At 71.2% G+C, this 23,187-nt stretch carries 16 protein-coding genes and 1 pseudogene; 3 read left to right on the forward strand and 14 right to left on the reverse strand.

Going from position 1 to position 23,187, the window contains the following annotated elements; genetic code table 11:
- Positions 1-146: 146 nt before the first annotated feature.
- The 14 genes and pseudogenes from pulA to ACSUPT_RS07455 all read right to left on the reverse strand — a co-directional run bounded on the left by pulA (position 147) and on the right by ACSUPT_RS07455 (position 18,952).
- Positions 147-5,567 (reverse strand): pullulanase-type alpha-1,6-glucosidase, encoded by a 5,421-nt coding sequence (gene pulA, locus ACSUPT_RS07390; protein WP_436946180.1) that lies wholly within the window; start codon positions 5,565-5,567, stop codon positions 147-149.
- A gap of 163 nt (positions 5,568-5,730) precedes the next feature.
- Positions 5,731-7,443: a carbohydrate-binding module family 20 domain-containing protein gene (locus ACSUPT_RS07395; protein WP_365727762.1), complete on the reverse strand. Its 1,713-nt coding sequence runs from the start codon at positions 7,441-7,443 to the stop codon at positions 5,731-5,733.
- Positions 7,444-7,967: 524 nt separating this feature from the next.
- A complete protein-coding gene (locus ACSUPT_RS07400) occupies positions 7,968-8,672 on the reverse strand; it encodes a hypothetical protein (RefSeq protein WP_436943781.1) in 705 nt (234 codons plus the stop codon).
- A 254-nt stretch (positions 8,673-8,926) separates the two neighbouring features.
- A complete protein-coding gene (locus tag ACSUPT_RS07405; RefSeq protein WP_399217280.1) occupies positions 8,927-9,481 on the reverse strand; it encodes a GNAT family N-acetyltransferase in 555 nt (184 codons plus the stop codon).
- 11 nt (positions 9,482-9,492) lie between these two features.
- On the reverse strand, positions 9,493-9,813 hold the full coding sequence (locus tag ACSUPT_RS07410; RefSeq protein WP_436943783.1) for a putative quinol monooxygenase: 321 nt from the start codon (positions 9,811-9,813) through the stop codon (positions 9,493-9,495).
- Between the two features lie 74 nt (positions 9,814-9,887).
- Positions 9,888-10,007, reverse strand: a pseudogene (locus ACSUPT_RS07415) (YdcF family protein); the annotation flags it as partial.
- Between the two features lie 43 nt (positions 10,008-10,050).
- Entirely contained in the window at positions 10,051-10,680 is a 630-nt protein-coding gene (locus tag ACSUPT_RS07420) for a hypothetical protein (protein ID WP_399217277.1), read from the reverse strand.
- Between the two features lie 9 nt (positions 10,681-10,689).
- Positions 10,690-12,177: a hypothetical protein gene (locus tag ACSUPT_RS07425; RefSeq protein WP_436943785.1), complete on the reverse strand. Its 1,488-nt coding sequence runs from the start codon at positions 12,175-12,177 to the stop codon at positions 10,690-10,692.
- A gap of 12 nt (positions 12,178-12,189) precedes the next feature.
- On the reverse strand, positions 12,190-12,663 hold the full coding sequence (locus ACSUPT_RS07430) for a hypothetical protein (protein ID WP_399217275.1): 474 nt from the start codon (positions 12,661-12,663) through the stop codon (positions 12,190-12,192).
- 152 nt (positions 12,664-12,815) lie between these two features.
- On the reverse strand, positions 12,816-13,883 hold the full coding sequence (locus tag ACSUPT_RS07435) for a LacI family DNA-binding transcriptional regulator (RefSeq protein ID WP_436943788.1): 1,068 nt from the start codon (positions 13,881-13,883) through the stop codon (positions 12,816-12,818).
- Positions 13,871-15,523 carry a glycoside hydrolase family 13 protein gene (locus ACSUPT_RS07440; RefSeq protein WP_361660470.1) on the reverse strand — a complete coding sequence of 551 codons (1,653 nt, stop codon included), beginning with the start codon at positions 15,521-15,523 and terminating at the stop codon, positions 13,871-13,873. Before ACSUPT_RS07440 ends, ACSUPT_RS07435 begins: the two co-directional genes overlap by 13 nt.
- A 137-nt stretch (positions 15,524-15,660) precedes the next feature.
- Entirely contained in the window at positions 15,661-16,602 is a 942-nt protein-coding gene (locus ACSUPT_RS07445; RefSeq protein ID WP_436943790.1) for a sugar ABC transporter permease, read from the reverse strand.
- Positions 16,599-17,585: a carbohydrate ABC transporter permease gene (locus ACSUPT_RS07450; RefSeq protein ID WP_399217272.1), complete on the reverse strand. Its 987-nt coding sequence runs from the start codon at positions 17,583-17,585 to the stop codon at positions 16,599-16,601. Before ACSUPT_RS07450 ends, ACSUPT_RS07445 begins: the two co-directional genes overlap by 4 nt.
- A gap of 86 nt (positions 17,586-17,671) precedes the next feature.
- Entirely contained in the window at positions 17,672-18,952 is a 1,281-nt protein-coding gene (locus tag ACSUPT_RS07455; RefSeq protein ID WP_351967314.1) for an extracellular solute-binding protein, read from the reverse strand.
- A gap of 350 nt (positions 18,953-19,302) precedes the next feature.
- Between ACSUPT_RS07455 and ACSUPT_RS07460 the strand changes: the two genes are divergently transcribed.
- Genes ACSUPT_RS07460 through ACSUPT_RS07470 form a run of 3 tightly spaced genes read left to right on the forward strand, consistent with a single transcriptional unit; the run spans position 19,303 to position 23,149 of the window.
- Positions 19,303-21,099, forward strand: a complete 1,797-nt coding sequence (locus ACSUPT_RS07460; protein WP_436943793.1) for a glycoside hydrolase family 13 protein — start codon at positions 19,303-19,305, stop codon at positions 21,097-21,099.
- Between the two features lie 25 nt (positions 21,100-21,124).
- Positions 21,125-22,195 carry a LacI family DNA-binding transcriptional regulator gene (locus ACSUPT_RS07465; protein ID WP_351967316.1) on the forward strand — a complete coding sequence of 357 codons (1,071 nt, stop codon included), beginning with the start codon at positions 21,125-21,127 and terminating at the stop codon, positions 22,193-22,195.
- Between the two features lie 36 nt (positions 22,196-22,231).
- A complete protein-coding gene (locus ACSUPT_RS07470; RefSeq protein ID WP_361660457.1) occupies positions 22,232-23,149 on the forward strand; it encodes a phosphatase PAP2 family protein in 918 nt (305 codons plus the stop codon).
- Positions 23,150-23,187: the final 38 nt, after the last annotated feature.

Consider the following 23,187-nt stretch of genomic DNA (forward strand, 5'->3'; position numbering starts at 1 on the left):
CCGCCGCACGCGAAGACACCGGACCCCGCCGCACGCGCAGGCACCCGGCCCCCCGCGCGCCACGGCACCCCGTACGCGAAGGCACCCCGTACGCGAAGGCGCCCCCTCCCCGGGTGGGGAGGGGGCGCCGTGTCCGCGGGGCGGGGCTACTTCGCGGTGAAGACCGCGACCGTGCGGGCCGGGACCGTGAAGGTTCCGGTGGCCTCCTCGTACGCGGCCGTCTTCACCGTCGCGTCCGAGCCGCCCGCCTGGACCGGGTGCAGGGCGTGGCCCTTGCCGGCGAGGGCGGGAACGGTCTGCTCCTGCCGCTCGGGCGTGGCGTTGAAGACGACGACCAGGTCGCCGAGGCGCATGGTGATCACGCCCGGCGTCTCGTCCCGCCCGGACAGCGGGAACGACAGCGCCGACTGCACCTGCTCCGCCGTGGCGAGGCTGAACGCCCGCTCGGTGGTGCGGATCCTCAGCAGGTCCCGGTAGGCGGCCGAGGCGCCGTCGATCTGCGCGCAGCCCGCCTTCAGCCCGGGCGAGGCCAGCAGCGGCTTGGCGTACGGCCACTTGTCGCGGTTGTCGGCGGCGGGCGGCAGTCCGCGCCCGAAGCCGTTGCCGAGGCGGCAGTCCCAGTGGAGGGCGTTGAACCAGTCGCCGCTGTCGTACGAGTTGCGGTCCAGGGACTTCGAGCGCAGCAGGTCCGTGCCGGCCTGCGACAGGGCGGGGCCCTGGGAGAGCGCGGCGGTGGCCATGGCGAGGACCTGCATCCGGGCCCGCTCGTCCGGGGACGTGCCCGCCGGGAGCTTGAAGGCCAGCGCGTCGTACAGGGTCTCGTTGTCGTGGGCGTCCGCGTAGGCGAGGGCGTCGCCGGGGGCGGCGGCGTACCCGGCGGGCTGGCCGTTGTAGTCGACCTCGGCGCCCTTGACGCGCTTGCCGGAGGTGTCGGTGAAGGTGAAGTCCGCCAGGTTGCCGGAGAGGCCGACCTTGATCAGGTCCTGGTAGTGCAGGAGGCGGGCCTTCTGCTCGGCCGGGGTGCCGTTGGCGGCCGAGCCGTTGGGCTCGGTGTAGAGGCCGGAGGCGAAGCCCTGGACGCCGGGGTCGGCGTCGAAGGGGCCGCCGCCGCGCACCGCGTCGCGGGCCCGGTCGGAGAACGTGGCGATGCCGGTGCCGGCCATGTTCTTCTGGGTGGCCTGGACGAAGCGGGCGTCGTCGGCGACCTCGCCGAAGTTCCAGCCCTCGCCGTACAGGATGATCTTCTTGCCGTCGACGCCGTCCTTCTCGACGGTCAGGGCGTCCAGCGCCGCGCGGACGGCGAGGATGTTCTCCTTCGGGTGGTGGCCCATCAGGTCGAAGCGGAAGCCGTCGACCTTGTACTCCTTCGCCCAGGTGACGACCGAGTCCACGACGAGCTTGCCCATCATGGTGTTCTCGGGCGCCGTGTTGGCGCAGCAGGTGGAGGTGGCGACGGAGCCGTCGGCGAGGAGCCGCTGGTAGTAGCCGGGCACGATCCGGTCGAGGACGGACTTGTCGTCCTGGCCGGAGGCGACGGTGTGGTTGTAGACGACGTCCATGACGGTGCGCAGTCCGGCGCCGTTGAGGGACTGGACCATCTTCCGGAACTCGACGGTCCGGCGGGTGCCCTCCGGGTCGGAGGCGTACGAGCCCTCGGGCACGGTGTAGTGCAGCGGGTCGTAGCCCCAGTTGAAGGCGTCCTTCGCGGCGGCCTTCGCGACGCACTCCTGCTGCTTCTCGGAGTCGGCCGGGTACGCCTTCAGGTCGCAGTCGGGGGTGGTCTGCGCGGACTTCTTCTCGGGGATGGTGCCGATGTCGAAGGCCGGGAGCAGGTGCACGTACGAGGTGCCGCTGCGGGCGAGCTTCGTCAGGTGCTTCATGCCGGCCGAGTCGCGGTCGGTGAAGGCGAGGTAGCCGCCGGGGTGCTTCGACGTGGGGTCGGAGGCGGAGAAGTCGCGGACGTGCAGTTCCTGGATCTGCGCGTCGCGCAGCGGGACGGCGGCCGGCTTGCGCAGCGACGCCCAGCCCTTGGGGGCCAGCTCGGGCGCGGACAGGTCGACGACGAGGCTGCGCGCCGAGTCGGTGGTGAGGGCGGTCGAGTACGGGTCGGTGACCCGGTTGGTGACGATCTTGCCGGCGCTGGGCGCCCAGACCGTGACGACGTACCGGTACGGCTTGCCCGTCCAGGACTTCGAGCCCTTCACGGACCAGACGCCCGTGGTGTCGTCGCGCTTCATGCGGACGGTGCGGCCGTCGAGTTCGAGGGCGACGGACTGGGCGGTCGGCGCCCACACGGACAGGGTGGGCGCGCCGCCCCGGAAGACCGGGCCGAGCGCCTTCGTCCTGGCCTTCTCGCCGTACAGGGCGTCGAGGACCCCGGCGGTCTGCACACCGGTCGCGGTGAGCAGGGCGCCGTTGGCGGCGCGCTGGGTGGCGACGAGCTGGCCGCGCAGGGCGGTGCGGATCCGGTCGCGGTCGCGCGGGTCGACGGAGTACGCGGTGTACTTCGCCAGGTGCGGGAAGGCGGCCTTCTGCGCGTCGGTGAGCGCCGTGCGGTTCAGCCGCAGCCAGTGGGCGCGGTCCTCGCCGGTGAGGGCGCCGTCCCGCACGGCGAGGGAGCCGGTGGGCGAGTACACGAGCTGGCTGGAGGCCGCGGCGGCCGAGGCGTTCCAGGCGACGGTCGTCTCGTCGATCCACACGGCGGTGGACTTGGCGAGGTCGAGTGCCGCGCCGCCGCCCTTGGGCTGCGGCAGCAGGTACTTGGGCTGTCCGGCGAGCATCCACACCTCGTGGCCGTCGGCCGTGAGGTTCAGCGACTGGTCGGCGGGCAGGTCCTTCTCGTCGCCCTTGTGGAGGATGTAGCTCAGCGACGTGGCGCCCTGGGCGAGCGGCACCTCGTAGACGGCCCCGTACGCGTCGGTGCGGACCGGCATCAGCGGCTTGGACCAGTCGGTGGGCGTCGCGGCGCCGGTCCACACGTGCAGGCCCCAGCCGTCGTAGGCGCCGTCGGGGCGGTGGTAGTGCAGGACGGCCTTGGAGGTGTCCTGCGGCGGGTAGGCGCCGGCGGGCGGCTGGTCGAGCGCGGCCTCCTTGCCCTGCTCGACCCACACCTCGCCGGTCTTCGACAGGTCGATGGTCCGGTCGGCGGAGACGTCCTTGTTGCCGTTCTTGTCGATGACGAGGTAGCCGACGCTCGCCGCGCCCGGCTTCAGCTTGACGTACGCGAAGGCGCCGTACGCGTCGCGGCCGGTGAAGGCGTGGCCCTCGGGCCACTCGGTGGCCTCGCCCTCGGCGATGTCGCCCCAGGCGTAGAGCCGCCAGTCGGTGTAGTCGCCGTCGGCGCGCTTGTAGTGGACGATCGCGTAGTCGCGCTGGGTGGCGGTGGGCGCCGGGGTGGCCGGGGCCTGGCCGGCGGTGGTGGCGGCGAGGTCGCTCGCGGTGCGGCCGGCCGTGTCGACGGCGACGGCCTTGTAGCGGACGGGCGTGCCGGCCGGGGCGGTGATCTTGTGGGTCACCGTGTAGGGGGCGTGGTCGGCGGTGCCGAGGACCTGCCACCTGCCGTTGCCCTGCTGGGCGGCGAAGACCACCCGGTTGAGCTGCCCTCCGTCGACGTCCGCGGTGACCTGGACGGTGCCGGAGGCGCCCGCGGCGGGGGCCTTCAGCTCGACGGACGGCGCGGTGGCGGGGGCGGCGAGGGGCTTGTCGGCCTTGAGGACGACGGCGGACAGGGCCGGGACGGTGACGGTGATCTTCTTGTCGCCGCCGCTGGTCACGGCCCGGGCGTCGCCGTGGACGGGGCGGAAGGCGGTGCCGGCGGACTCGGTGGCCAGTTCGGCGGTCTTCGCCTCGGTGGCGTTGTTGACGGCGACGACGTACTCGGTGCGGGCCTTCGCGTCGATCCGGGAGAACGCGTACACCCCGGCGCCCTGGTCGGCGTGGCGCTCGATCTGGATGCCGTCCGCGAGGGCCGGGTGGGCCCTGCGGAGCCCCGCGAGCGCGGCGATCTGCCGGTACAGCGGGTGCCGCGTGTCGTAGGCGTCGTCGGCGTGGGTGCGGTCGGTCCCGATCTGGTCGTCGTCCAGGTAGTCGGCGGTCTTCGAGGCGAAGAGCGTCTGGCGGGCGTCCTTGTCGCCGCCCGGGCCGGTGAAGCCCTGCTCGTCGCCCGCGTAGACGACGGTGTTGCCGCGGCTGAGGAACATCAGCTCGTTGGCGAGGGCGTACCGCTTGAGGAGTTCGGCGTCGGACGCGCCGGCGTTGTCCTGCTTGAGGAACGCGCCGAAGCGGCCCATGTCGTGGTTGCCGAGGAAGTTGACCGTCTCGTACGCGTTGGCCTTGTCGGTCGTGTACTTGTGGTCGTCGCCGAAGAGCGCGGCGAGCTTCCTGGCGGAGCCGCCCTGGGAGGCGTACTGGCGGGCGGCCTCCTGGAACGGGAAGTCCAGGGTGGCGTCGAGGCGGCCCTCGCGGACGTAGTGCGAGGTGACGGAGGTGTCGGAGGAGTACACCTCGCCGAACATGAAGAAGTCGTCGCGGCCCCGCTCGGCGGCGTACTCGTCGAGGGCGGTGGCCCACTGGGTCCAGAACTCGGTGTTGACGTGCTTGACCGTGTCGATGCGGAAGCCGTCGATGCCGAAGTCGCGCACCCAGCGCTGGTAGATCTTCTCCATGCCCTCGACGACCTCGGGACGCTCGGTCCACAGATCGTCCAGGCCGACGAAGTCGCCGTGCGTGGAGGACTCCCCGGCGAAGGTGGAGTCGCCCCGGTTGTGGTACATCGACGGGTCGTTGAGCCACGCCGGGACCTTCAGGTCCTTCTTCGCGGCGGGCACGACGGGCGTGCGCGGGAAGGAGTCGGGGTCCGTCTTCGGGAAGCGGCGCTTCCCGTCGGCGTAGTCGGCGTCGTCGAAGGGCCGGCCGTCCTTCGTCAGGTACGGGAAGGCGCCCTTGGAGAGGTACTCGTACGACTTCTCCTCGTAGTCCACGACGTCGGCGGTGTGGTTGGTGATGACGTCGAAGAAGACCTTCATGCCCTTGGCGTGGGCCTGGTCGATGAGCCGCTCCAGGTCGGCGTTGGTGCCGAAGTGCGGGTCGACCTGGGTGAAGTCGGTGATCCAGTAGCCGTGGTAGCCGGCGGACGCGCTGTCGCCCTGACCCTGCACGGGCTGGTTCTTGAAGATCGGGGCGAGCCAGATCGCGGTGGTGCCCAGGCCCTTGATGTAGTCGAGCCGCTGGGTGAGGCCCTTGAGGTCGCCGCCCTGGTAGAAGCCCTTGTCGGTGGGGTCGTAGCCGGTGGCGAGCCGGGTGCCGGTGAGCCCGCCGCGGTCGTTGCCCCGGTCGCCGTTGGCGAACCGGTCGGGCAGCACGAAGTAGAACTGCTCGCGGGTCAGGTCGTGCCGTGCCGGCTCGGCGGCCAGGCGCCGGTCGGACGGCGGCTCGGGTGGCCGGGGCGCGGCGCTCGCCTGGACGGCGGCGGGGACGGCCAGCGCGGTGAGCGTCGCCGCCACGAGGGCGGCCACCGCTCTGCGCGTCGGGCGCCGCCGCCGGTGGCGTGCCGGGGGACTCAGGCGTATCAAGGCGGGTTCTCCTCGGTGAGGGTCGTACGAGAGGAGGCCCCGCACCCGGGCCGGGTGCGGGGCTCGGTGCTGCGGGCTCGGGGCCCCGCGCGGGACGGGTGCGGGGCCCTGCCCGTGCCGGCCCCGCACGAGGCGGGTGCGGGGCGCCGGGCGGGTGCGGTCAGTTGCGCCAGGTGTCGTCGAGCGTCACCTTGCCGCTGGCCGGGACGGTCGCGACGCGGTTGGCGCCGCTCTCCCAGGTGGTGTTTCCGGCGGCGTCCTTGCGGATGTACTTGTACTCGAACGTGGTGCCGGCGGGCAGGGACACGTCGAGCTTCCACACGGGGTACGCGGCCGGGTCGAGCTTGAGGGCGCTTCCGGTGTTCCAGTTGCCGAGTGCGGCGTGGTTGCCGGTGACGTAGATGTTCTGGCCGGGGCTGGTGGTGGCGGTGACGTTGAACGACGCGCCGCTGGTGACGGGCGCCGGGGTGGTGCCGCCGCCTCCGGTGGAGCCGCAGGACGGGGCGCCCACGTGGAGCGCGAGCGCCGTGTTGGAGGCGAGGGTGGCGGTGAAGCGGCCGGAGCCGTCGACCGTGACGGGCCTGTTGCTCTGGACGTCGCAGTACGTGCCGGCGGGCAGCGAGGTCTGGAACGTCTGGGTGAGCGAGCCTGCCTCGTGGTTGATGGCGACGTACGCCTTGGTGCCGCGTCCGAAGGCTATGGCGTTGTTGCCGTTGTCCCACCAGTTCGTGACGCCCTGACCGCGGGCCACGTTCCGGAAGGCCACCATGGACTTGATCTCGCGCCAGTCGTGCTGGCACTTCCAGCCGTCGGTGTAGCAGGCGTTGACCTGACCGCCGCCCGGCGCGCCGGCGTTCTTGTCGGACCACTCGTAGCCGGAGTGGACGTCCGGCGAGCCGTACGGCCAGGCCAGCATGAAGACGCTCGCCAGGGTGTAGTTGGCGCCGTCCTTGTAGTTGAGGGTGTCGCCGCCGCGCTCGGTGTCGTGGTTGTCGACGAAGACCCCGGACTGCCCGGAGGGCATGTAGCCCCAGGCCTCGCCGAAGTTCTTCAGGTACGCGAGCTTCTCGCCGTTGAAGACCCGCTTCAGGTCGCGGGCGTAGCGGAACTCCTGCACGTCGCCGTTGCCCAGGTACTCGCTGGGGGACACGGCCTCGCCCGCGCCGAAGATGGCCTCCTGCTTCCAGTAGGCGTTCGGGTTGGTGAGCTTCGCCTTGATGGCGGCCAGGTCGGCGGCGGGCATGTGCTTGGCGGCGTCGATGCGGAAGCCGTCGACGCCGAGCGACAGCAGGTCGTTGAGGTACGCGGCGATGCGCCCGCGCACGTACTCCTCGCCCGTGTCCAGGTCGGCGAGCCCGACGAGCTCGCAGTTCTGGACGTTGCCGCGGTCCTGGTAGTTGCTGATCTGGGCGGTGCAGTTGTCGAAGTCGGGCGCGGAGTAGAGGCCCGGGTAGTCGTACTTGGTGTACGGCGAGCCGCCGGTGCCCGTGCCGCTGCCGGCCGTCATGTGGTTGATGACGGAGTCGGCGACGACCTTGACGCCGGCGGCGTGGCAGGTGTCGATCATGCTCTTGAAGGCGGCGCGGTCGCCGAGGGGTCCGGCGATCCGGTAGCTGACGGGCTGGTACGCCGTCCACCACGTGGGGCCCTGGATGCGCTCCTGCGGGGGCGAGACCTGCACGTAGCCGTACCCGGCGGGGCCGAGCGTGTCCGTACAGGCCTTGGCGACCGACGAGAACTTCCACTCGAACATCACGGCGGTGACGTCCTTGTCTCCGGGCGCGGCCGCCTGTGCGGGCTGGCTGGGCGCCGTGACACCGACTGCGGCTCCCGCCACGAGGGCGAGTGCGGCTGCCACGGTCTTTCTGGCCATGTTTCCTCCTGGGGAAGGGAGGTGCGGATGCGGTGGGGGGCAGCCTCGTACGGCAACGCGCCATGCCCGCAAGGCCGATGAATCTTCTTGCTGCAAGACGGCAGCAACAGTTTTCGGACGTGACCGTACGAGCCGCCCGGCGCGAGGTCAACCCCTGCGACACACTTCGCTCACATGCGGGACATCAGGCGGAAACCCACAGGGTCCGCGGCTCTGCAAAGCCTTTCGCAAAGGATTGCAGCGGTGTTACGTTCAACCAAGCCGGTCCGGCCGGTCGGAGGGCTCGGCCTGGGCCACGCCCCGGCGCGGCCCCGACCCGACCCTCACGCGCCCGCCCGGCCGGCCCGGTCCCCACACGGGAACCTTGGCGCGTCCTGCCCGTGAGCCTCGCGGGTCCTCCGTGGTCACCCGTCAGGCGCAGCCGGGCGAACCAGCACGGCGTCGGCGCTGCCCCACTCATGCGGTCACCCGGCATCGTGGTGACCCCGGTCTCGTGGTGGTCGCCCCGCCTCGTGGTGGCCCGGTCACGCGTCCGGCAGCGGGAGCCAGACCTCGGACAGGGAGAGGCCGTGCTCGCAGTCGACCGCCCCGCACCGGCAGCACAGGGTGCTCAACCGCCAGTCGCACACCACCGTCCACGGGCCCGTGGTGCCCCCGCACCCGCGGCAGGCGACGGCCCGGGCGGCCCACACGCCGGGCGCGGGCCTGCTGTGGCGGCGGAAGGAGCCCGTGTACGGGACCTGCCAGGGCACGGCGGGGGGCGTACGTGGGACGGTGCCGGACGGGTTCGTCGCGGCGAGGGCGGTGAACAGCGCGATCAGGCCGGGCAGCAGGGCCTCACCCGCTGCGGTCGGCGCGGGCCCCGGCGCCCCGTAGCGGGGGGCGGCTGCCGCGACCGGCGGGTTCGGGTGGGCGTGCCAGGGCAGGAGGGCGCGGGCGACGGCTGCGAGGAGGGCGGCCGCGGCCGGGGTGACGGCGCCCGCGTCGAGGTGGTGCAGCGTCGTACGGAAGACCCGCTGGAGCCGCCGGTCCCGGTCGACATCCCGTACCCGCGCGGCCCCGGGCAGCGGGGCGGTGAGCCGGGCCAGGACGGCGGCGGCCGCGTCGGCATCCTCCGGTGCGGGGCGCCACTCCCCCGCGTCCAGGAGCCGCCGGGCCCGCGCGGCTTCGCGGACGAGGGCGCGCGTCGCCAGTACGGGCACGGCCGGCGCTTCCCCGTGACGCGTCATGTCCGCCTGCCTCTCGCTCCCCGCGGCACCTGTCCCACCGGGGATACCACAGCCACAATCTCCAAGAGCGCGGCGGGTTCTGCACCAAGCAGGCGATGCCGCGCCGGCTGACGGTGAGCCTGGCGCACCAGCTGGGCACCCGCGTCCTGTTGGACGCCCAGACGGGCATGCCGGTGCCCTACAGGGGCGTGAACGGCCTCTGACCGCCCGGAGAGCCACCCCGCGGCCGCCGCCCCGGCACCGTACGGCGGGGGTCAGCGCAGTGCGAGCAGCATCACGTCGTGGAGATCGGCGCCGTCCCACGGGATCGCCTCGCCCACCTTGCGGTACCCCCAGGCGCGGTAGGCGGCCGAGGCCGCCGAGCCCTCGGGGTGGACGTTGAGCAAAACCCGCTCGGCGGTGAGGCCGTCGAGCAGCGTCCGGTGCAGGAGCCGCGCGACACCCCGCCCCTGCCAGGACGGCCGTACGGCCAGCTCGATGAGCCCGAAGGTCCGGTACCCGTCCTCGCGGCGCATGGCGTCGGGTACGGGGGTGACGAGGTGGTCCCACCACACAGCGTCCGCCGCGAGGCAGTAGCCGTACGCCATGCCGATGGGCTGGCCGTCCTCGTCGCGGGCGAGGGCGGCGCGGAAGCCGGCCCGCCGGGTAAGGGTGGGGAACCGCGCGAAGGCCGCGGCCACGTCGTCCGGCCCCTCGTGGTACGGCGCCCCGGCGAACGCCTCCGCGTACACCTCCCGAAACGCCCCCTCCACCCGCCGAGCGCCCACCCCACCCATCCGCTCAACGGCGACAGTGCCCTGCTGCGCCATGAAACGCTCCCTTACTGCTGCGCGGCGATCTTCCCCGCCATCACCTCGAGGAACGTCACCTCGACACCCGCAAGGTACTGCTCACGCTCGGACAGGAAGCGCTGGGTGTGCGGCTGCGCCTCGTGCGCGTCGAACGCCGCCCGGTCCGCGTATAGCTCGTAGAACACCCGCACCAGCGGCTCCCCTTCAGGCTCATGCACGACGTACGCCAATGTGCCCGGCTCACTGGTCCTGATCCCGTCCAGGGTGCGCGCGCACAGTGAGTCGAACGCCTCGGCCGCCCGCTCGTCGCGCAGCGTGAAGCGGACGACCAGACCGTAACCCTCACTCATGTGCACTCCCCCATGCTGAAGACCCACTCGACGCCCCGTATCTACCCGGCATCCGCACCGCACGTGCCTGGCCGTCACGCGATGAGGCGGCTGGTGAAACCGTCCCGGACCAACGCCTCGTAAGCGGCGTGCACGCCGTCCGGTACGTCCTGCTCGACGGCGAACCCCAGCTTCGGGTACTCGATCACCGTCTCGGCCCTTGGGTGTCCCCGGTCGCGGAGGGCGGTCATCCCTGGTCTACGAGGCATCGCTCGATGGAGGGGGCGTCATGGACGGTTCGATCGTCGAGCGGATGTATACGCGGGTGGTTCCGGACTTGAACTCGTGGGTGAAGAGGTCGATGCAGCGCTGGAGGTACTGGCCTTCCGGTGTCTCGAGGTCGTCGGGGCACAAGCTGGTCTTCCGCAACCCTTGCACGAGGGTCTCCGGCTCCGGCAGCCCGAGGTGACCGAAGGCGGCCGCGGGCCGCCAACCCTTCTTCTTCGGACGGAAGTTCTCGATCATGGTGGTGCCCGGGGAAATAAGCCTGCCGGTATACGCCGCCGCCTCGTCGCTTCGGAGGACGAAGGACAACAGGCCGGTGTCGTAGCGCTCGCCGACCTTATAGCCGGCCCGGCGGTCGGATGCGGTCTCCGGAATGCGGATGCCGATCCGTTCGCTCATCCAGGCAGGGGTCGCCCCGTCCTCCCAGCAGCAAGTCATCTCCTTGTCCGTCAGGTCGGACGAGACGTCCTCAATGATCCAGGACACCACGCCGACCGCAGCGGCGGTGCAAGCGAGAAGCGTCAAAAGGACGGTGAATACGATCGGCATGCGCCGCCGACGTGTGGGCTGCCGCTCCCCACGGGGCGCACTGGTGTTGTCCATCGGTGGTCCCTATCGCGCTTCCTGCTGCTCACGCCCTGGATCCGTGCGGTCTCCGTCGCGCCCGGGCTCATCCGGCGGTGGCAGGGGGACCTGGTTCACGGTGGAGAGGTCGTAATGTTTGACGGAGCTGCTGCCCGCCATATCGAACTCCCGAGCAACGCCGGTGGTGTGCAGACGGGCCATCTGTCCGTCCGGGATGCTTATCTCCCGCCCCCAGGGAAGGTCAATGGTCACCCCCTTGTTCTCGTCCCAGTTGTAGCGGTCCCACGCATTGACCTGATAGTCCAGGCTGACCCGAGGCTGGCCACTCGAGTCCGGCACGACGGTGACCACCCCGGTGACGTTCGACCTGGTGGAACCGACCGCGTAGAACCAGTTCTCGCTGACGTCCTTACCGAAGCTGAAGTCGCGGTTCTCTGTCTCCACCCGCATCGCGACGGGTTGTCCACCGTTGTTTCTGAACTCGGCGAGTGCCTGGTCCCGCCATTCGGCCATGTGCACTCTGATGCTGGACTCCACGTGATCCCGGAAGTCGGGTACCTCCGTCATCATCTTGTCGACGGGGAGCTCCATGTCGGTCCCGCTGTTCCCCAAGTAGTGCGCCATGTGCCGGGCAGCGTCATTGTCGCCCTTCCAGTCGGCCGCCTCGGCGACCACGTTCATCATCTCCCGGGTCCTGCGCTCATCAACTCCCGGTTTCTCGGCGCCATGGGGCCCGGAACCTCGGTCAGGGGCAGCTTGCTTGATCGCAGGTGCCAACAGGCCGGCCGCGAGAAGCCCGTCCTTTTGCCCCGTCCACAGTCCCGAACGGGCTTGGGGGCTCAGCGACTCCCATAGCCGCCGCAGCTCGGCCCGCTGGGCCGCGTTCGCGTCCGCTCCGAGAGAGGCCAGTCTCATGGCACGTGGCAGCTGGTCCTCGTCCAGGGAGGTATATGTTGCGTGTCCTGCGTTGTGTGGGTCGCTTCCGTGGCTGCGCTTCAGGGCCCGGGTGAGGGCGGCGTCAACCTCTGTCGCATGTGCCACAAGGCTCGTCAGGGTGTCGGCGTACCACTGCATCAGGTCCTTGGTTCGTTGAGAGGTCCCCTCCAGCCCGCATGCGGCTTCCATCACCCTCACGGTGCCGTCGGGTCCGTCCATGACCAACAAACCGGGGTCCGGGCCGGCTTCCCGGTCAGGGTCGCCCTTGCGGGCTTCCGCGGCCAGCTCGCGCGCCCGCGCCTGGATGCCCAACAGTTCAGCGTGAGCATCCCGTATGACAGCCTCAATGCTCTGCGCTTCCCGGGCAAGGTCCGCGATCTCCTTGGCCGCCTTGCGGACGAAATCCTTTGTGACAGTAGCGTTGAGACCGGCCCAGGCAGCTCCGTCCGACAGTCTCACCAGACCACTGTAAGCGTCGGTCCTCAGCTCCTTCAGGCCAGCCGCAGCCGACGCCCAGTCATCGGCAGCCTCACCTAACTTGCGCAGGTCTACCTCAATGAGGTCCGTGAACGACAGCACTCTGCTGCCTCCTCATTTCACATACTTCAACAGCTCTGACACCGGCACGGCTGATCCGTCTCGTCGCCTGAGATCGGCCGCGATCTCCGCATCATCCTTGGCGTGTGACTTCTTCGAGTAGTCCAAATGGTTGGAGATGTGGGCGCACATCTGCAGAACCGTCCGTACCTGCGCCTGCCACACCTCGAGCGTGGTGTACAACTCGCCGCCCGAGTTGAAGTTCCTGCTCCGCAGCTCCGCCGCAGCGCGCGCCGTCGTTCCCGCACCATCCTTGTTGCTCCCGGCACTCGCCAGGTCAGCACGCTCCCGCAGCTCTCCGTGGAGCCTGTACGCCTCACTTCCGACGGCACCCAGGTCATCTTGCTGCACCACCAGATCGGCCTGGGCTCCAGGGGGTTGGTTCCCTGTCCCATTAAGGCTCAGAGCCGACGAGCGCCGGTCCCGCGCATCAGCCTTCAGTTGCTCCCACTCGTCCTCGAATGCCATGGCTCCCCCCATTCCGAAGGGCTCCAAAGTAACACCGCACAAGCAAAAGGCCCTTTGGTTTCGGATCGGCGGGGGCGGCATCGGGAATGGGCGCGGGCCACCGTTCCCGGGAGGCCCAGGGACCGTGGCCCGCTTGGTGGACGAGCCCGCCCCTACAGTCGCGGTGCCGCCGTGGAGCCGCGGACGACCAGGTCCGGTTGGAAGACGAACTCCGTGCGCTGGACCGGGTTGCCCTCGATCTCCTCCAGGAGGGCGTCCACCGCCGCCGTGGCCATGGCGCGGACCGGCTGGCGGACCGTCGTCAGGGGCGGGTCCGTGAAGGCGATGAGCGGCGAGTCGTCGAAGCCGACCACCGACACGTCGCCCGGCACGTCCAGGCCGCGGGCGCGGACCGCGCGGATCGCGCCGAGGGCCATCAGGTCGCTGCCGCACACGATGCCCGTGCAGCCCTGGTCCAGCAGGACGCTCGCCGCCGCGTGGCCGCCCTCCACGCCGAACAGGGTCGACTGGACGTACCCCTCCGCGATGCGCCGCTCCACGCCCAGCGTGCGGCCCAGCGCCGACACGAAGCCCTCGGCCTTGCGGCGTGAGGGCACGTACCGGGTGGGGCCGATGGCCAGGCCGATGCGCTCGTGGCCCAGGTCCACCAGGTGCCGCACGGCCATGCGCGCGGCCGCCCGGTCGTCGGGGGACACGAAGTGGGCGTCGATCCGCTCGTTGAAGCCGTTGATCAGGACGTACGGCACGCCCCGCGCGGACAGCCGCTCGTAGCGCGAGGGGTCCGCGGTGGTGTCGGCGTGCAGCCCGGACAGGAACACGATGCCGGTGACGCCGCGCTCCTCCAGCTGCTCGACCAGCTCGTCCTCGGTGGCGCCGCCCGGCATCTGCGTGCACAGCACGGGCGTGTAGCCGTGCCCGGCCAGGACTTGCTCGATGACCTGGGCGAACGCCGGGAAGATCGGGTTCGTCAGCTCGGGGATGAGCAGTCCGACGAGGCCCGCGCTGCGCTGCCGCAGCCGTACGGGGCGTTCGTAGCCGAGCATGTCCAGCGCGGCCAGCACCCGGTGGCGGGTGTTCGGCGCGACGCCCGCCTTGCCGTTCAGGACCCGGCTGACGGTCGCCTCGCTCACCCCCGCCTGCGCGGCGATGTCCGAGAGGCGCGGGGCGCCGGCGGTCAGGTCGCCGGCGCCCCGCGACAGGGGGACGGTCACACCGCCCACCAGACGGTCGTGTCGGCGGGCAGTTCCGTGGTGCCGTCCACGCTGGTGCGGACGTGCTCGTTGGAGAGCAGCATCCGGCCGGGCACGTCGATGCGGACCGGCTCGCCGGTGGTGTTCGCGGTGCACACGAACCCGTCCCGGCGGAACGCCAGTACGCCCTCGGGCGCGTCCAGCCACTCCACGCCCTCGCCCGCGCCGAGGCCGGGCTGCTCGCGGCGGACGCGCAGGGCGGCGCGGTACAGCTCCAGGGTGGAGCCGGGCACGCCGGTCTGCGCCTCGACGGACAGGTCGCCCCACGTCGCGGGCTGCGGGAGCCAGCTGCCGCCGGAGCCGAAGCCGTACGAGGAGCCCTCGCGCGTCCACGGGATCGGCACCCGGCAGCCGTCGCGGAAGCCGTCCTGGCCGGTGGCGCGGAAGAACGACGGGTCCTGGCGCACCTCGTCCGGCAGGTCGGTGACGTCGGGCAGGCCGAGCTCCTCGCCCTGGTAGACGTAGGCCGAGCCGGGCAGGGCCAGCATCAGCAGGGTCGCGGCGCGGGCGCGGCGCAGGCCCAGTTCGCGGTCGCCGGCCTCGCGCAGCTGGGTGCCGAGGCCCGGCGGGTTGGCGAAGCGGGTGGCGTGGCGGGTGACGTCGTGGTTGGACAGCACCCAGGTGGTGGGGGCGCCGACGGGGCGCATCGCGGCGAGCGACGCGTCGATGACCTTGCGGAGCTCGGCGGCGTCCCAGTGGGTGCCCAGGTACTGGAAGTTGAACGCCTGGTGCATCTCGTCGGGGCGCACGTAGTTGGCGGTGCGCTCGACGGTGGGGGTCCACGCCTCGGCGACGAGGATGCGGTCGCCGTCGTACTCGGCGAGGATCTGCCGCCAGGAGCGGTAGATCTCGTGGACGCCGTCCTGGTCGAAGAACGGCATCACGTCGTTGCCGAGGAGCTTCAGCTGGTCGTGGGCGCCGATGTCGGGCAGGCCCGGGGCCTTGACCAGGCCGTGGGCGACGTCCACGCGGAAGCCGTCGACACCCATGTCGAGCCAGAACCGCAGGATGGAGCGGAACTCGTCGCGTACGGCGGGGTGGTCCCAGTTGAAGTCGGGCTGCTCGGGCGCGAACAGGTGGAGGTACCACTCTCCGTCGGCGACACGGGTCCAGGCGGGGCCGCCGAAGATGGACTCCCAGTCGTTGGGCGGCAGTTCGCCGTCGACGCCCTTGCCGGGGCGGAAGTGGTAGCGCTCGCGCAGCGGGGAGCCGGGGCCCTCGCGCAGGGCGCGCTGGAACCACTCGTGCTGGTCGGAGGAGTGGTTGGGGACGAGGTCGACGATGATGCGCAGGCCCAGTTCGTGGGCCTCGCGCACCAGGGCGTCGGCGTCGAGGAGGGTGCCGAACATGGGGTCGATGGCCCGGTAGTCGGCGACGTCGTACCCGGCGTCGGCCTGCGGCGACGCGTAGAAGGGGCTGAGCCACACGGCGTCGACGCCGAGGTCCTTCAGGTACGGCAGGCGGCTGCGGATGCCCTGGAGGTCGCCCATGCCGTCGCCGTTGCCGTCGGCGAAGCTGCGCGGATAGACCTGGTAGATCACCGCTTCTCTCCACCAGCCGGTGTCCGTGCCGGTGGTCGGGGCGGCGGGGGCGGCAAGGTGCTGGGTCATGTCTTCCCTGGGTGGAGTGGAATGGGGGCGGTGCCGGGTCCGGCAACGGGGCTTGTCGGGCCGGACCGGCACCGCCGTCTGGGGGCGCGCGGGGCGCCTGGCGTGGGACGAGGGGTGTACGGCGCTGGGGCCGGCCGTCAGCCCTTCGTGCCGCCCGCCGTGAGCCCGGCGACGAGGTTGCGCTGGACCAGGAGGAACACGAGGCCCGCCGGCACGGTGATGATCACCGCGGAGGCCGTGAGGTAGCCCCACTCCGCCTTGTGCTGGCCGATGAAGCTCTGCAGGCCGACGGAGAGGGTGAGCATCGAGTCCGTGGACAGGAACGCGCGGGCGAAGGCGACCTCGCCCCACGCGGTGAGGAAGGAGTAGAACGCGGTCACGGCGAGGCCGGGCTTCGCCAGCGGCAGGATCAGCCGGTAGAAGGTGCCGAACGGGGTGAGCCCGTCGACGCGGCCGGCTTCGTCGATCTCGTGCGGGATCGTGTCGAAGTAGCCCTTCATCATCCACGCGCAGAAGGGCACCGACACCGAGCAGTACGTGAGGATCAGGCCGAGGTACGAGTCGAGCAGGCCGAGGCTGCCGAGGATGTTGTACAGGGCGACGATCAGCACGGCGACGGGGAACATCTGCGTGACGAGCAGCACCCACATCAGCGACTTGTGGCCGGGGAAGCGCATCCGGGAGATGGCGTAGCCGGTGGAGGCCGCGACGAAGACGCCGATCACGGTCGTGCCGGCGGCGACGAGCACCGAGTTGGCGAACCACTGCGGGAACGCGGTCTCCGTGAACACGTACGTGTAGTTGCTGATCTCCAGGCCGCCCTCGGCGCTGGTGGGCTTGGTCCAGCCGTCCCGTCCGCGCAGCGAGATGAAGACCATGTACGCGATGGGGAAGACGGCGACGAGGCTGGCGATGATCAGCGCGCCGTGCAGTCCGATCGAGGCGAGCGGGGAGCGCTCCTCGCGGCCGCGGACCTTGCGGCGGCGGCCGGAGCCCGCGCCGGCGCCCGCCGTGCCGCGCCTGCCGGCGGCGGCGTGGGCCGCCGGGGCGTTCTTGCGGGGCTGGGTCACCGTGCTCATCGGGCGACCTCCTGACGGTTGAGCATCCGACGGTAGAAGACGGCGAAGACGAGCAGCATGGAGAGGATGAGGATGCCGTACGTCGCGGCGCCCGCGTAGTCGCGGACGGAGCCGAAGGCGAGGCGGTAGGCGTACGTCACGAGGATCTCGCTGTGCAGGGAGTTCGCCTCACCGAGCATCAGGTAGATGATCGGGAACATGTTGAACGTCCAGATCGTGCCGAGCAGGATCACGGTGGCGCTGACCGGGCGCAGGCCGGGCAGGGTGACGTGGCGGAACCGCTGCCAGGGGCTGGCGCCGTCCATCTCGGCGGCCTCGTACTGCTCGCTGGAGATGGCCTGGAGGCCGCCGAGCACGGCGACCATCATGAAGGGCACGCCGAGCCAGACGTTGACGCCGATGACGGCGACCTTCTGCATGAAGGTGTCGCCGAGCCAGTCGACGGGTCCGATGCCGAGCTGGCCGAGGACGGCGTTGAAGATGCCGGACTCGGAGTTGTACATCATGCGCCAGATGTAGGTGGCGACGAAGGCGGGCACGGCCCACGGCAGGATGAGCAGCACCCGGTACAGGGAGCGGGCCTTGACCTTGCGGTTGAGCAGCAGGGCGAGGCCCAGGCCGATGGTGTAGTGGAAGAAGACGCAGGACACGGTCCACACGACGGTCCACAGGAGCTTGGGGTAGAACTCGCCGTCGGCGCCGGACAGCACCCGCCAGTAGTTGTCGAGGCCGACGAACTGGTAGGTGGCGGGGATCTCGGTGGCGCCGAGCTGCTTGGCGACGTTGAGCTCGTTGGCGTCGGTGAAGGACAGGTAGACGCCCCGGCCCAGCGGGTAGGCGATCAGCACGCCGATGACCAGCACCACCGGCAGCACCATGGCCCAGGCGTACCAGTGCCGGTCGTACGAACGCTTGATGCGGGTGAGCAGCCCGGCCCGGGCCGGCCGCTCGGCCGTGGCGGGGTCTGCGGTGGCTGTCTTCATGGAAGGTGTTTTCCCTCGGGTCTGTACGGGTCCGGCCCGGACCGGCTTCCCGTCTTCGCGGGGGCGCCGGTCCGGGCCGCGGGGGCTCAGTCGACCGAGTACTCCTTGAGGGAGTTGATGTTGGTCTTCCACTTCTGGGCGGTGGTGTCGAGGCCCTTCTCGACGGTGGTGCTGCCCTTGAGCGTCTCGACGTACTGCTTGGTCCACTCGGAGAACATGTCGCTCACGCCGGCGACGGCGGGGCGGGCGGTGGAGTCGGCCAGCACGTTCTTGAAGGAGGCGCGGATCGGGTCGGCGACGACCTTGACGGTGTAGGCGTCGTCACGGGTCGGCAGGACGCCGGTCTCGGTGGCGGCGAACTCCTGCGACGCGGCGGACGTCATGAACGCCACGAACTTCTGCGCGGCCGCCTTGTGCGGGGCGTCGGCGCCGTTGTAGACGACGAGGTTGTGGCCGCCGGTGGGCGTGCCGGCCTTGCCGGAGGTGCCGGCCGGGACCGGGGCGACGCCCAGGTTCTCCTTCTTCTTGAAGGCCTTGCCGGTGAGGTCGTCGGCCGTGGACCACGGGCCGTTGATGACCATGGCGACCTTGCCGTCCTTGAAGGCGGCCTGCATGTTGTTGTAGCCGTCGGTGAAGTCCGGCTTGACGGCGACACCGCTCTTGATCATGTCGACGACGGTCTGGATGGCCTTCTTGCCGGCCGCGTCGTTGACGGTGATCTTCTTCTTGTCGGTGTCGACCATCGTGCCGCCCTCGCCGTAGAGGAACGGCAGGGCGAAGTAGCTGTCCGGGTTGAGGTAGATGCCCTCGACGCCGGTCTTCTGCTTGATGGTCTTGGCGGCGGCGGACAGCTCGGCCCAGGTCTTCGGCGGCTGGACGCCGGCCTTCGCGAAGACCTCCTTGTTGTACAGGAGGGCGAGGGCGTCGGTGACCTGCGGGACGCCGTACAGCTTCCCGTTGACCTTGGCGCCTTCCACCAGGCCCTGGTTGAAGGAGTCGATCTCCTTGACGGCGGGGGTGCCGTCGAGCGGGGCGAGGTACTGGTTCTCGGCGAGACCGGCCGTCCAGCCGACGTCGGCGCGCAGGACGTCGGGGGCGTTGCCGGCCTGGGCGGCCGTCTTGTACTTCTGCTCGGCCTCGGCGAACGGGACGTTCTGGTACTTGACCTTGATGTCCTTGTTGGCGGCCTCGAACTTCTCGATCAGCTTCTTGTACGTCGGAGCCTCGTTCGTGGCGTCCGAGGTGTCCCACCACGTGATGGTGACCGGGCCGCCGGTCGCCGCCTTGTCCTCACTACCGCCGCCGCAGGCCGTCGCCGCGAGGGCCAGGCTCGCGACCAGCGCGGTGGCCGCTATGCCACGCCGCATGTGAACTCCTTCAACTGATCCCGGGGAAGACCGAGGCGGAAGATCTCGCGATCACTTGCCACCTGCCGACCGCTCCTTCGCGGCGCGCCGGGTTGCCAGGAACGTAACAGGGATGAAAACGCGCCGAAAGACCTTGCGGCAAATTTCTGCAAGGCCAGGGGATCGTTACATCCACGTGTCCCTACAGTTGCCAACGCATCGCTTGACACAGCAGGCACAGCCGCTCCTCGCCCGTCTCGCGTCTGCTTCCACGCGCCCCCGCCCACGACCTTGCGGGACCGCCGAAAGCTCTGCAAGCCTTTTCAGAACGCTTGCAGAACGTCGCGTTCCGGACGAGAGGCATTCGCGCCATGGCCCATGAGCTGACCACCCCCGCCCGGACGCCGCGAGACCGGCGGCCCGCGCCGCCCGCCCGCCCCGGCTGGTGGCGGGACGCCGTCATCTACCAGGTGTACGTCCGCTCGTTCGCCGACAGCGACGGCGACGGCATCGGCGACCTGCGGGGCGTGCGGGAGCGGCTGCCGCACGTGGCGCGGCTCGGCGCCGACGCGGTGTGGCTCACCCCCTTCTACGCCTCACCGCAGGCGGACGGCGGCTACGACGTCGCGGACTACCGCGCGGTCGACCCGGTCTTCGGGGACCTGGCGGACGCCGACGCGCTGGTGCGGGAGGCGCACCGGCTGGGCCTGCGGGTCATCGTGGACATCGTGCCGAACCACACCTCGGACCGGCACCCGTGGTTCCAGGAGGCCCTGGCGGGCGAGGGCCGGGACCGGTACCACTTCCGCCCCGGCAGGGGCCCCGGCGGGTCGCTGCCGCCCAACGACTGGGAGTCCGTCTTCGGCGGCCCGGCGTGGACGCGGGTCGCGGACGGCTCCTGGTACCTGCATCTGTTCGCGCCCGAGCAGCCCGATCTGAACTGGGAGAACGAGCGGGTGCGGGCCGAGTTCGCGTCCGTGCTGCGGTTCTGGCTGGATCTGGGCGTCGACGGGTTCCGGATCGACGTGGCGCACGGGATGGTGAAGGCGCCGGGGCTGCCCGACATCGGCCGCCGCGAGCAGGCCCGGCTGATCGGCGCGCAGCAGCTGCCGTTCTTCGACCAGGACGGCGTCCACGAGATCCACCGCGCGTGGCGGCGCCTCCTGGACGCGTACGGGGAAGGGGACGGCGGCCGGGAGCGGATCGGGGTGGCCGAGGCGTGGGCCCCGACGCCGGAGCGGCTCGCCCTCTACGTACGCCCCGACGAGCTGCACCAGGCGTTCAACTTCCACTATCTGCGCTGCCCCTGGGAGGCCGATGCGCTGCGGCGCGTGATCGACGAGTCACTGCGGGCGACCGAGTCGGTCGGCGCGCCCGCGACCTGGGTGCTGTCCAACCACGACGTCGTCCGGCACGCGACCCGGCTCGGCGGACCGCGGCGGGCGCGGGCGGCCGCGCTGCTGATGCTGGCGCTGCCGGGCTCGGCGTATCTGTACCAGGGCGAGGAGCTGGGGCTGCCGGAGGTGGCGGACCTGCCGGACGAGCTGCGCCAGGACCCGGCGTTCCACCGCGGTGAGGGCCAGGACGGGCTGCGGGACGGCTGCCGGGTGCCGATCCCGTGGACCCGGGACGGCTCGTCGTACGGGTTCGGGCCCGGCGGGAGCTGGCTGCCGCAGCCGGAGGGGTGGGGCGCGCTGTCGGTCGAGGCGCAGACCGGCGACCCGGCGTCCACGCTGGAGCTGTACCGGGCGGCACTGCGCGTACGGCGCGAGCACCCGGCCCTGGGCGCGGGCGGCCCCGTGGAGTGGCTGCCGGTACCGCCCGGCCTGCTGGCGTTCCGGCGCGCCGCGGAGGGCCCGGCGGGCGGCGCCGGCTCGGACGGGGCGGGCGCGGGCGGGACGGGAGACGGCAGCGGCCCCGTAGGCGGCGCGGGCGCGGGCGGGACGGGAGACGGCAGCGGCCCCGTAGCCGGCGCCGACGCGGATGGACCGGGCGCGGGTGTGGTGTGCGTGGCCAACACCACGGGCCGGGCCGTCGCGATCCCCCGCCCCGGCGGGCCGCGCGGGCGGCTCCTGCTGGGCTCCCCCGCGGGCGAGGACCCCGCCCCGGAGGGCCCGGACGGCACGGTCGCCGTGGCCCCCGACTCCTGCTCCTGGTGGGCAATCTGACGTGCGCCCGGTACAGTCCCACCACATGACCGCGCGGCTAGCCGATATCGCAGCCCAGGCGGGGGTCAGTGAAGCCACAGTCAGCCGCGTGCTCAACGGCAAGCCGGGTGTGGCCGCTGCCACCCGCCAGTCCGTGCTGGCCGCGCTCGACGTCCTCGGCTACGAACGTCCCGTACGGCTCCGCCAGCGCAGCGCCGGACTCGTCGGGCTGATCACCCCGGAGCTGGACAACCCGATCTTCCCCGCGCTCGCGCAGGTCATCGGCCAGGCGCTCACCCGGCAGGGATACACGCCCGTCCTCGCCACGCAGACCCCCGGCGGGTCCACCGAGGACGAGCTGACCGAGATGCTCGTCGAGCGCGGCGTCTCCGGCATCATCTTCGTCTCCGGGCTGCACGCCGACACCACCGCCGACACCCAGCGCTACGACCAGCTGCGCGGCAAGGGCGTGCCGTTCGTCCTGATCAACGGCTTCTCCCCGGAGATCCAGGCGCCGTTCGTCTCCCCCGACGACCGGGCGGCGATGAAGCTGGCGGTCACCCACCTCGCCTCCCTCGGGCACACGCGGATCGGCCTCGCGGTCGGCCCGAAGCGGTTCGTGCCCGTGCTGCGGAAGATCGAGGGGTTCCACGCCGGGATGCGGGAGCGGCTGGGTCTGGCCCCCGAGGAGGTCGAGGAGCTGATCCAGCACTCCCTGTACACGCTGGAGGGCGGTCAGGCGGCCGCGGGCGCGCTCATCGAGCGGGGCTGCACGGCGATCGTGTGCGCCAGCGACATGATGGCGCTCGGCGCGATCCGCGCGGCCCGGCAGCGGGGGCTCGCGGTGCCGCGGGACGTGTCCGTCGTCGGCTTCGACGACTCCCCGCTCATAGCGTTCACCGATCCGCCCCTGACGACGATCCGGCAGCCGGTGCAGGCCATGGGTCAGGCGGCGGTCCGGGCGCTGCTGGAGGAGATCGGCGGTACGCCCGCCCCGCACAGCGAGTTCGTCTTCATGCCGGAGCTCGTGGTGCGGGGTTCGACGGCCTCCGGACCCCAGGGTCAGCGGTCCTCCGAAAGGCGGACCAATGGCGGCGAGAATCCGATTGAAGGATGATCGAACAGCAGCACCTTTCTGGCAGACTCTCCGCTCATGGGTGACAGGATTTTGACCACGTCGGAAGGCCGTTCGGCGCCACGCCGGGCCACGTGGCACCGGCTGCGGGCCCCGCGCCATCCGCGTATCTGGTTCGAGATCCTGCTCATCGCCGTCAGTTACGGCGTGTACTCGCTCATTCGCAACGCGGTGCCGGAGCAGAAGGCGCAGGCGCTGCGCAACGCCGACTGGATCTGGCGCGCCGAGCACAGCCTGGGCCTCGCCTTCGAGAAGACCGTCAACCACGCGGCGCACTCGGTGGAATGGCTCATCGTGTCGATGAACTATTACTACGCGACACTGCACTTCCTCGTCACCATCGGCGTGCTCGTGTGGCTCTACCGCTGGCATCCGGGCCGTTACGCGGCGATCCGGATGATCCTGTTCTCCACGACGGCCGTGGCCCTGCTCGGCTACTACCTGTATCCGCTCGCTCCCCCGCGGCTGATGGAGAGCGAGAACTTCATCGACACGGTGCTGGTCCACCAGACCTGGGGCTCGATGGCGTCGGGCGACCTGAAGAACATGTCGAACCAGTACGCCGCGATGCCGTCGATGCACATCGGCTGGTCCCTGTGGTGCGGGCTCGCCATCTACGCCCTGGCCAGGGCGCCGTGGGCGCGGATCCTGGGACTGCTGTACCCGGCGGCCACCCTGGTCGTGATCGTGGCGACGGCCAACCACTTCTGGCTAGACGCGGTGGGCGGCATCCTCTGCCTGGCGTTCGGCACGGGCCTGGTGTGCGCCTGGTACGGCAGACTCCCGCACCACCTGCCCCGGTACGTGCTGGGGCGCGGCGCCCGGGACGGCGCGGCGGCCGGCGCGGCCGGTCCTGCGGCGGAGCCCGCCGCCGTGCCCGCCCTGGGCGCGGCCGACCCGGCGGCCCCGGTGGCGGGCGCGGCACGCGTGCCGTAACGGCGAGTTCAGGCCGATGTACGGGCCGTTCACGTCCT

The sequence above is a fragment of the Streptomyces sp. SudanB25_2051 genome (genome assembly GCF_964272635.1).
In the GTDB taxonomy this organism is placed as follows: Bacteria; Actinomycetota; Actinomycetes; order Streptomycetales; family Streptomycetaceae; genus Streptomyces.

Bases quoted from the DNA above. Each gene is read 5' to 3' on its own strand.
- ACSUPT_RS07395 (WP_365727762.1), bottom strand. From the start codon at position 7,443: ATGGCCAGAAAGACCGTGGCAGCCGCACTCGCCCTCGTGGCGGGAGCC.
- ACSUPT_RS07400 (WP_436943781.1), bottom strand. From the start codon at position 8,672: ATGACGCGTCACGGGGAAGCGCCGGCCGTGCCCGTACTGGCGACGCGC.
- ACSUPT_RS07445 (WP_436943790.1), bottom strand. From the start codon at position 16,602: ATGAGCACGGTGACCCAGCCCCGCAAGAACGCCCCGGCGGCCCACGCC.
- ACSUPT_RS07460 (WP_436943793.1), top strand. From the start codon at position 19,303: ATGGCCCATGAGCTGACCACCCCCGCCCGGACGCCGCGAGACCGGCGG.
- ACSUPT_RS07440 (WP_361660470.1), bottom strand. From the start codon at position 15,523: ATGACCCAGCACCTTGCCGCCCCCGCCGCCCCGACCACCGGCACGGAC.
- ACSUPT_RS07420 (WP_399217277.1), bottom strand. From the start codon at position 10,680: ATGGACAACACCAGTGCGCCCCGTGGGGAGCGGCAGCCCACACGTCGG.
- ACSUPT_RS07405 (WP_399217280.1), bottom strand. From the start codon at position 9,481: ATGGCGCAGCAGGGCACTGTCGCCGTTGAGCGGATGGGTGGGGTGGGC.
- ACSUPT_RS07450 (WP_399217272.1), bottom strand. From the start codon at position 17,585: ATGAAGACAGCCACCGCAGACCCCGCCACGGCCGAGCGGCCGGCCCGG.
- ACSUPT_RS07455 (WP_351967314.1), bottom strand. From the start codon at position 18,952: ATGCGGCGTGGCATAGCGGCCACCGCGCTGGTCGCGAGCCTGGCCCTC.
- ACSUPT_RS07410 (WP_436943783.1), bottom strand. From the start codon at position 9,813: ATGAGTGAGGGTTACGGTCTGGTCGTCCGCTTCACGCTGCGCGACGAG.
- ACSUPT_RS07430 (WP_399217275.1), bottom strand. From the start codon at position 12,663: ATGGCATTCGAGGACGAGTGGGAGCAACTGAAGGCTGATGCGCGGGAC.
- ACSUPT_RS07465 (WP_351967316.1), top strand. From the start codon at position 21,125: ATGACCGCGCGGCTAGCCGATATCGCAGCCCAGGCGGGGGTCAGTGAA.
- ACSUPT_RS07470 (WP_361660457.1), top strand. From the start codon at position 22,232: ATGGGTGACAGGATTTTGACCACGTCGGAAGGCCGTTCGGCGCCACGC.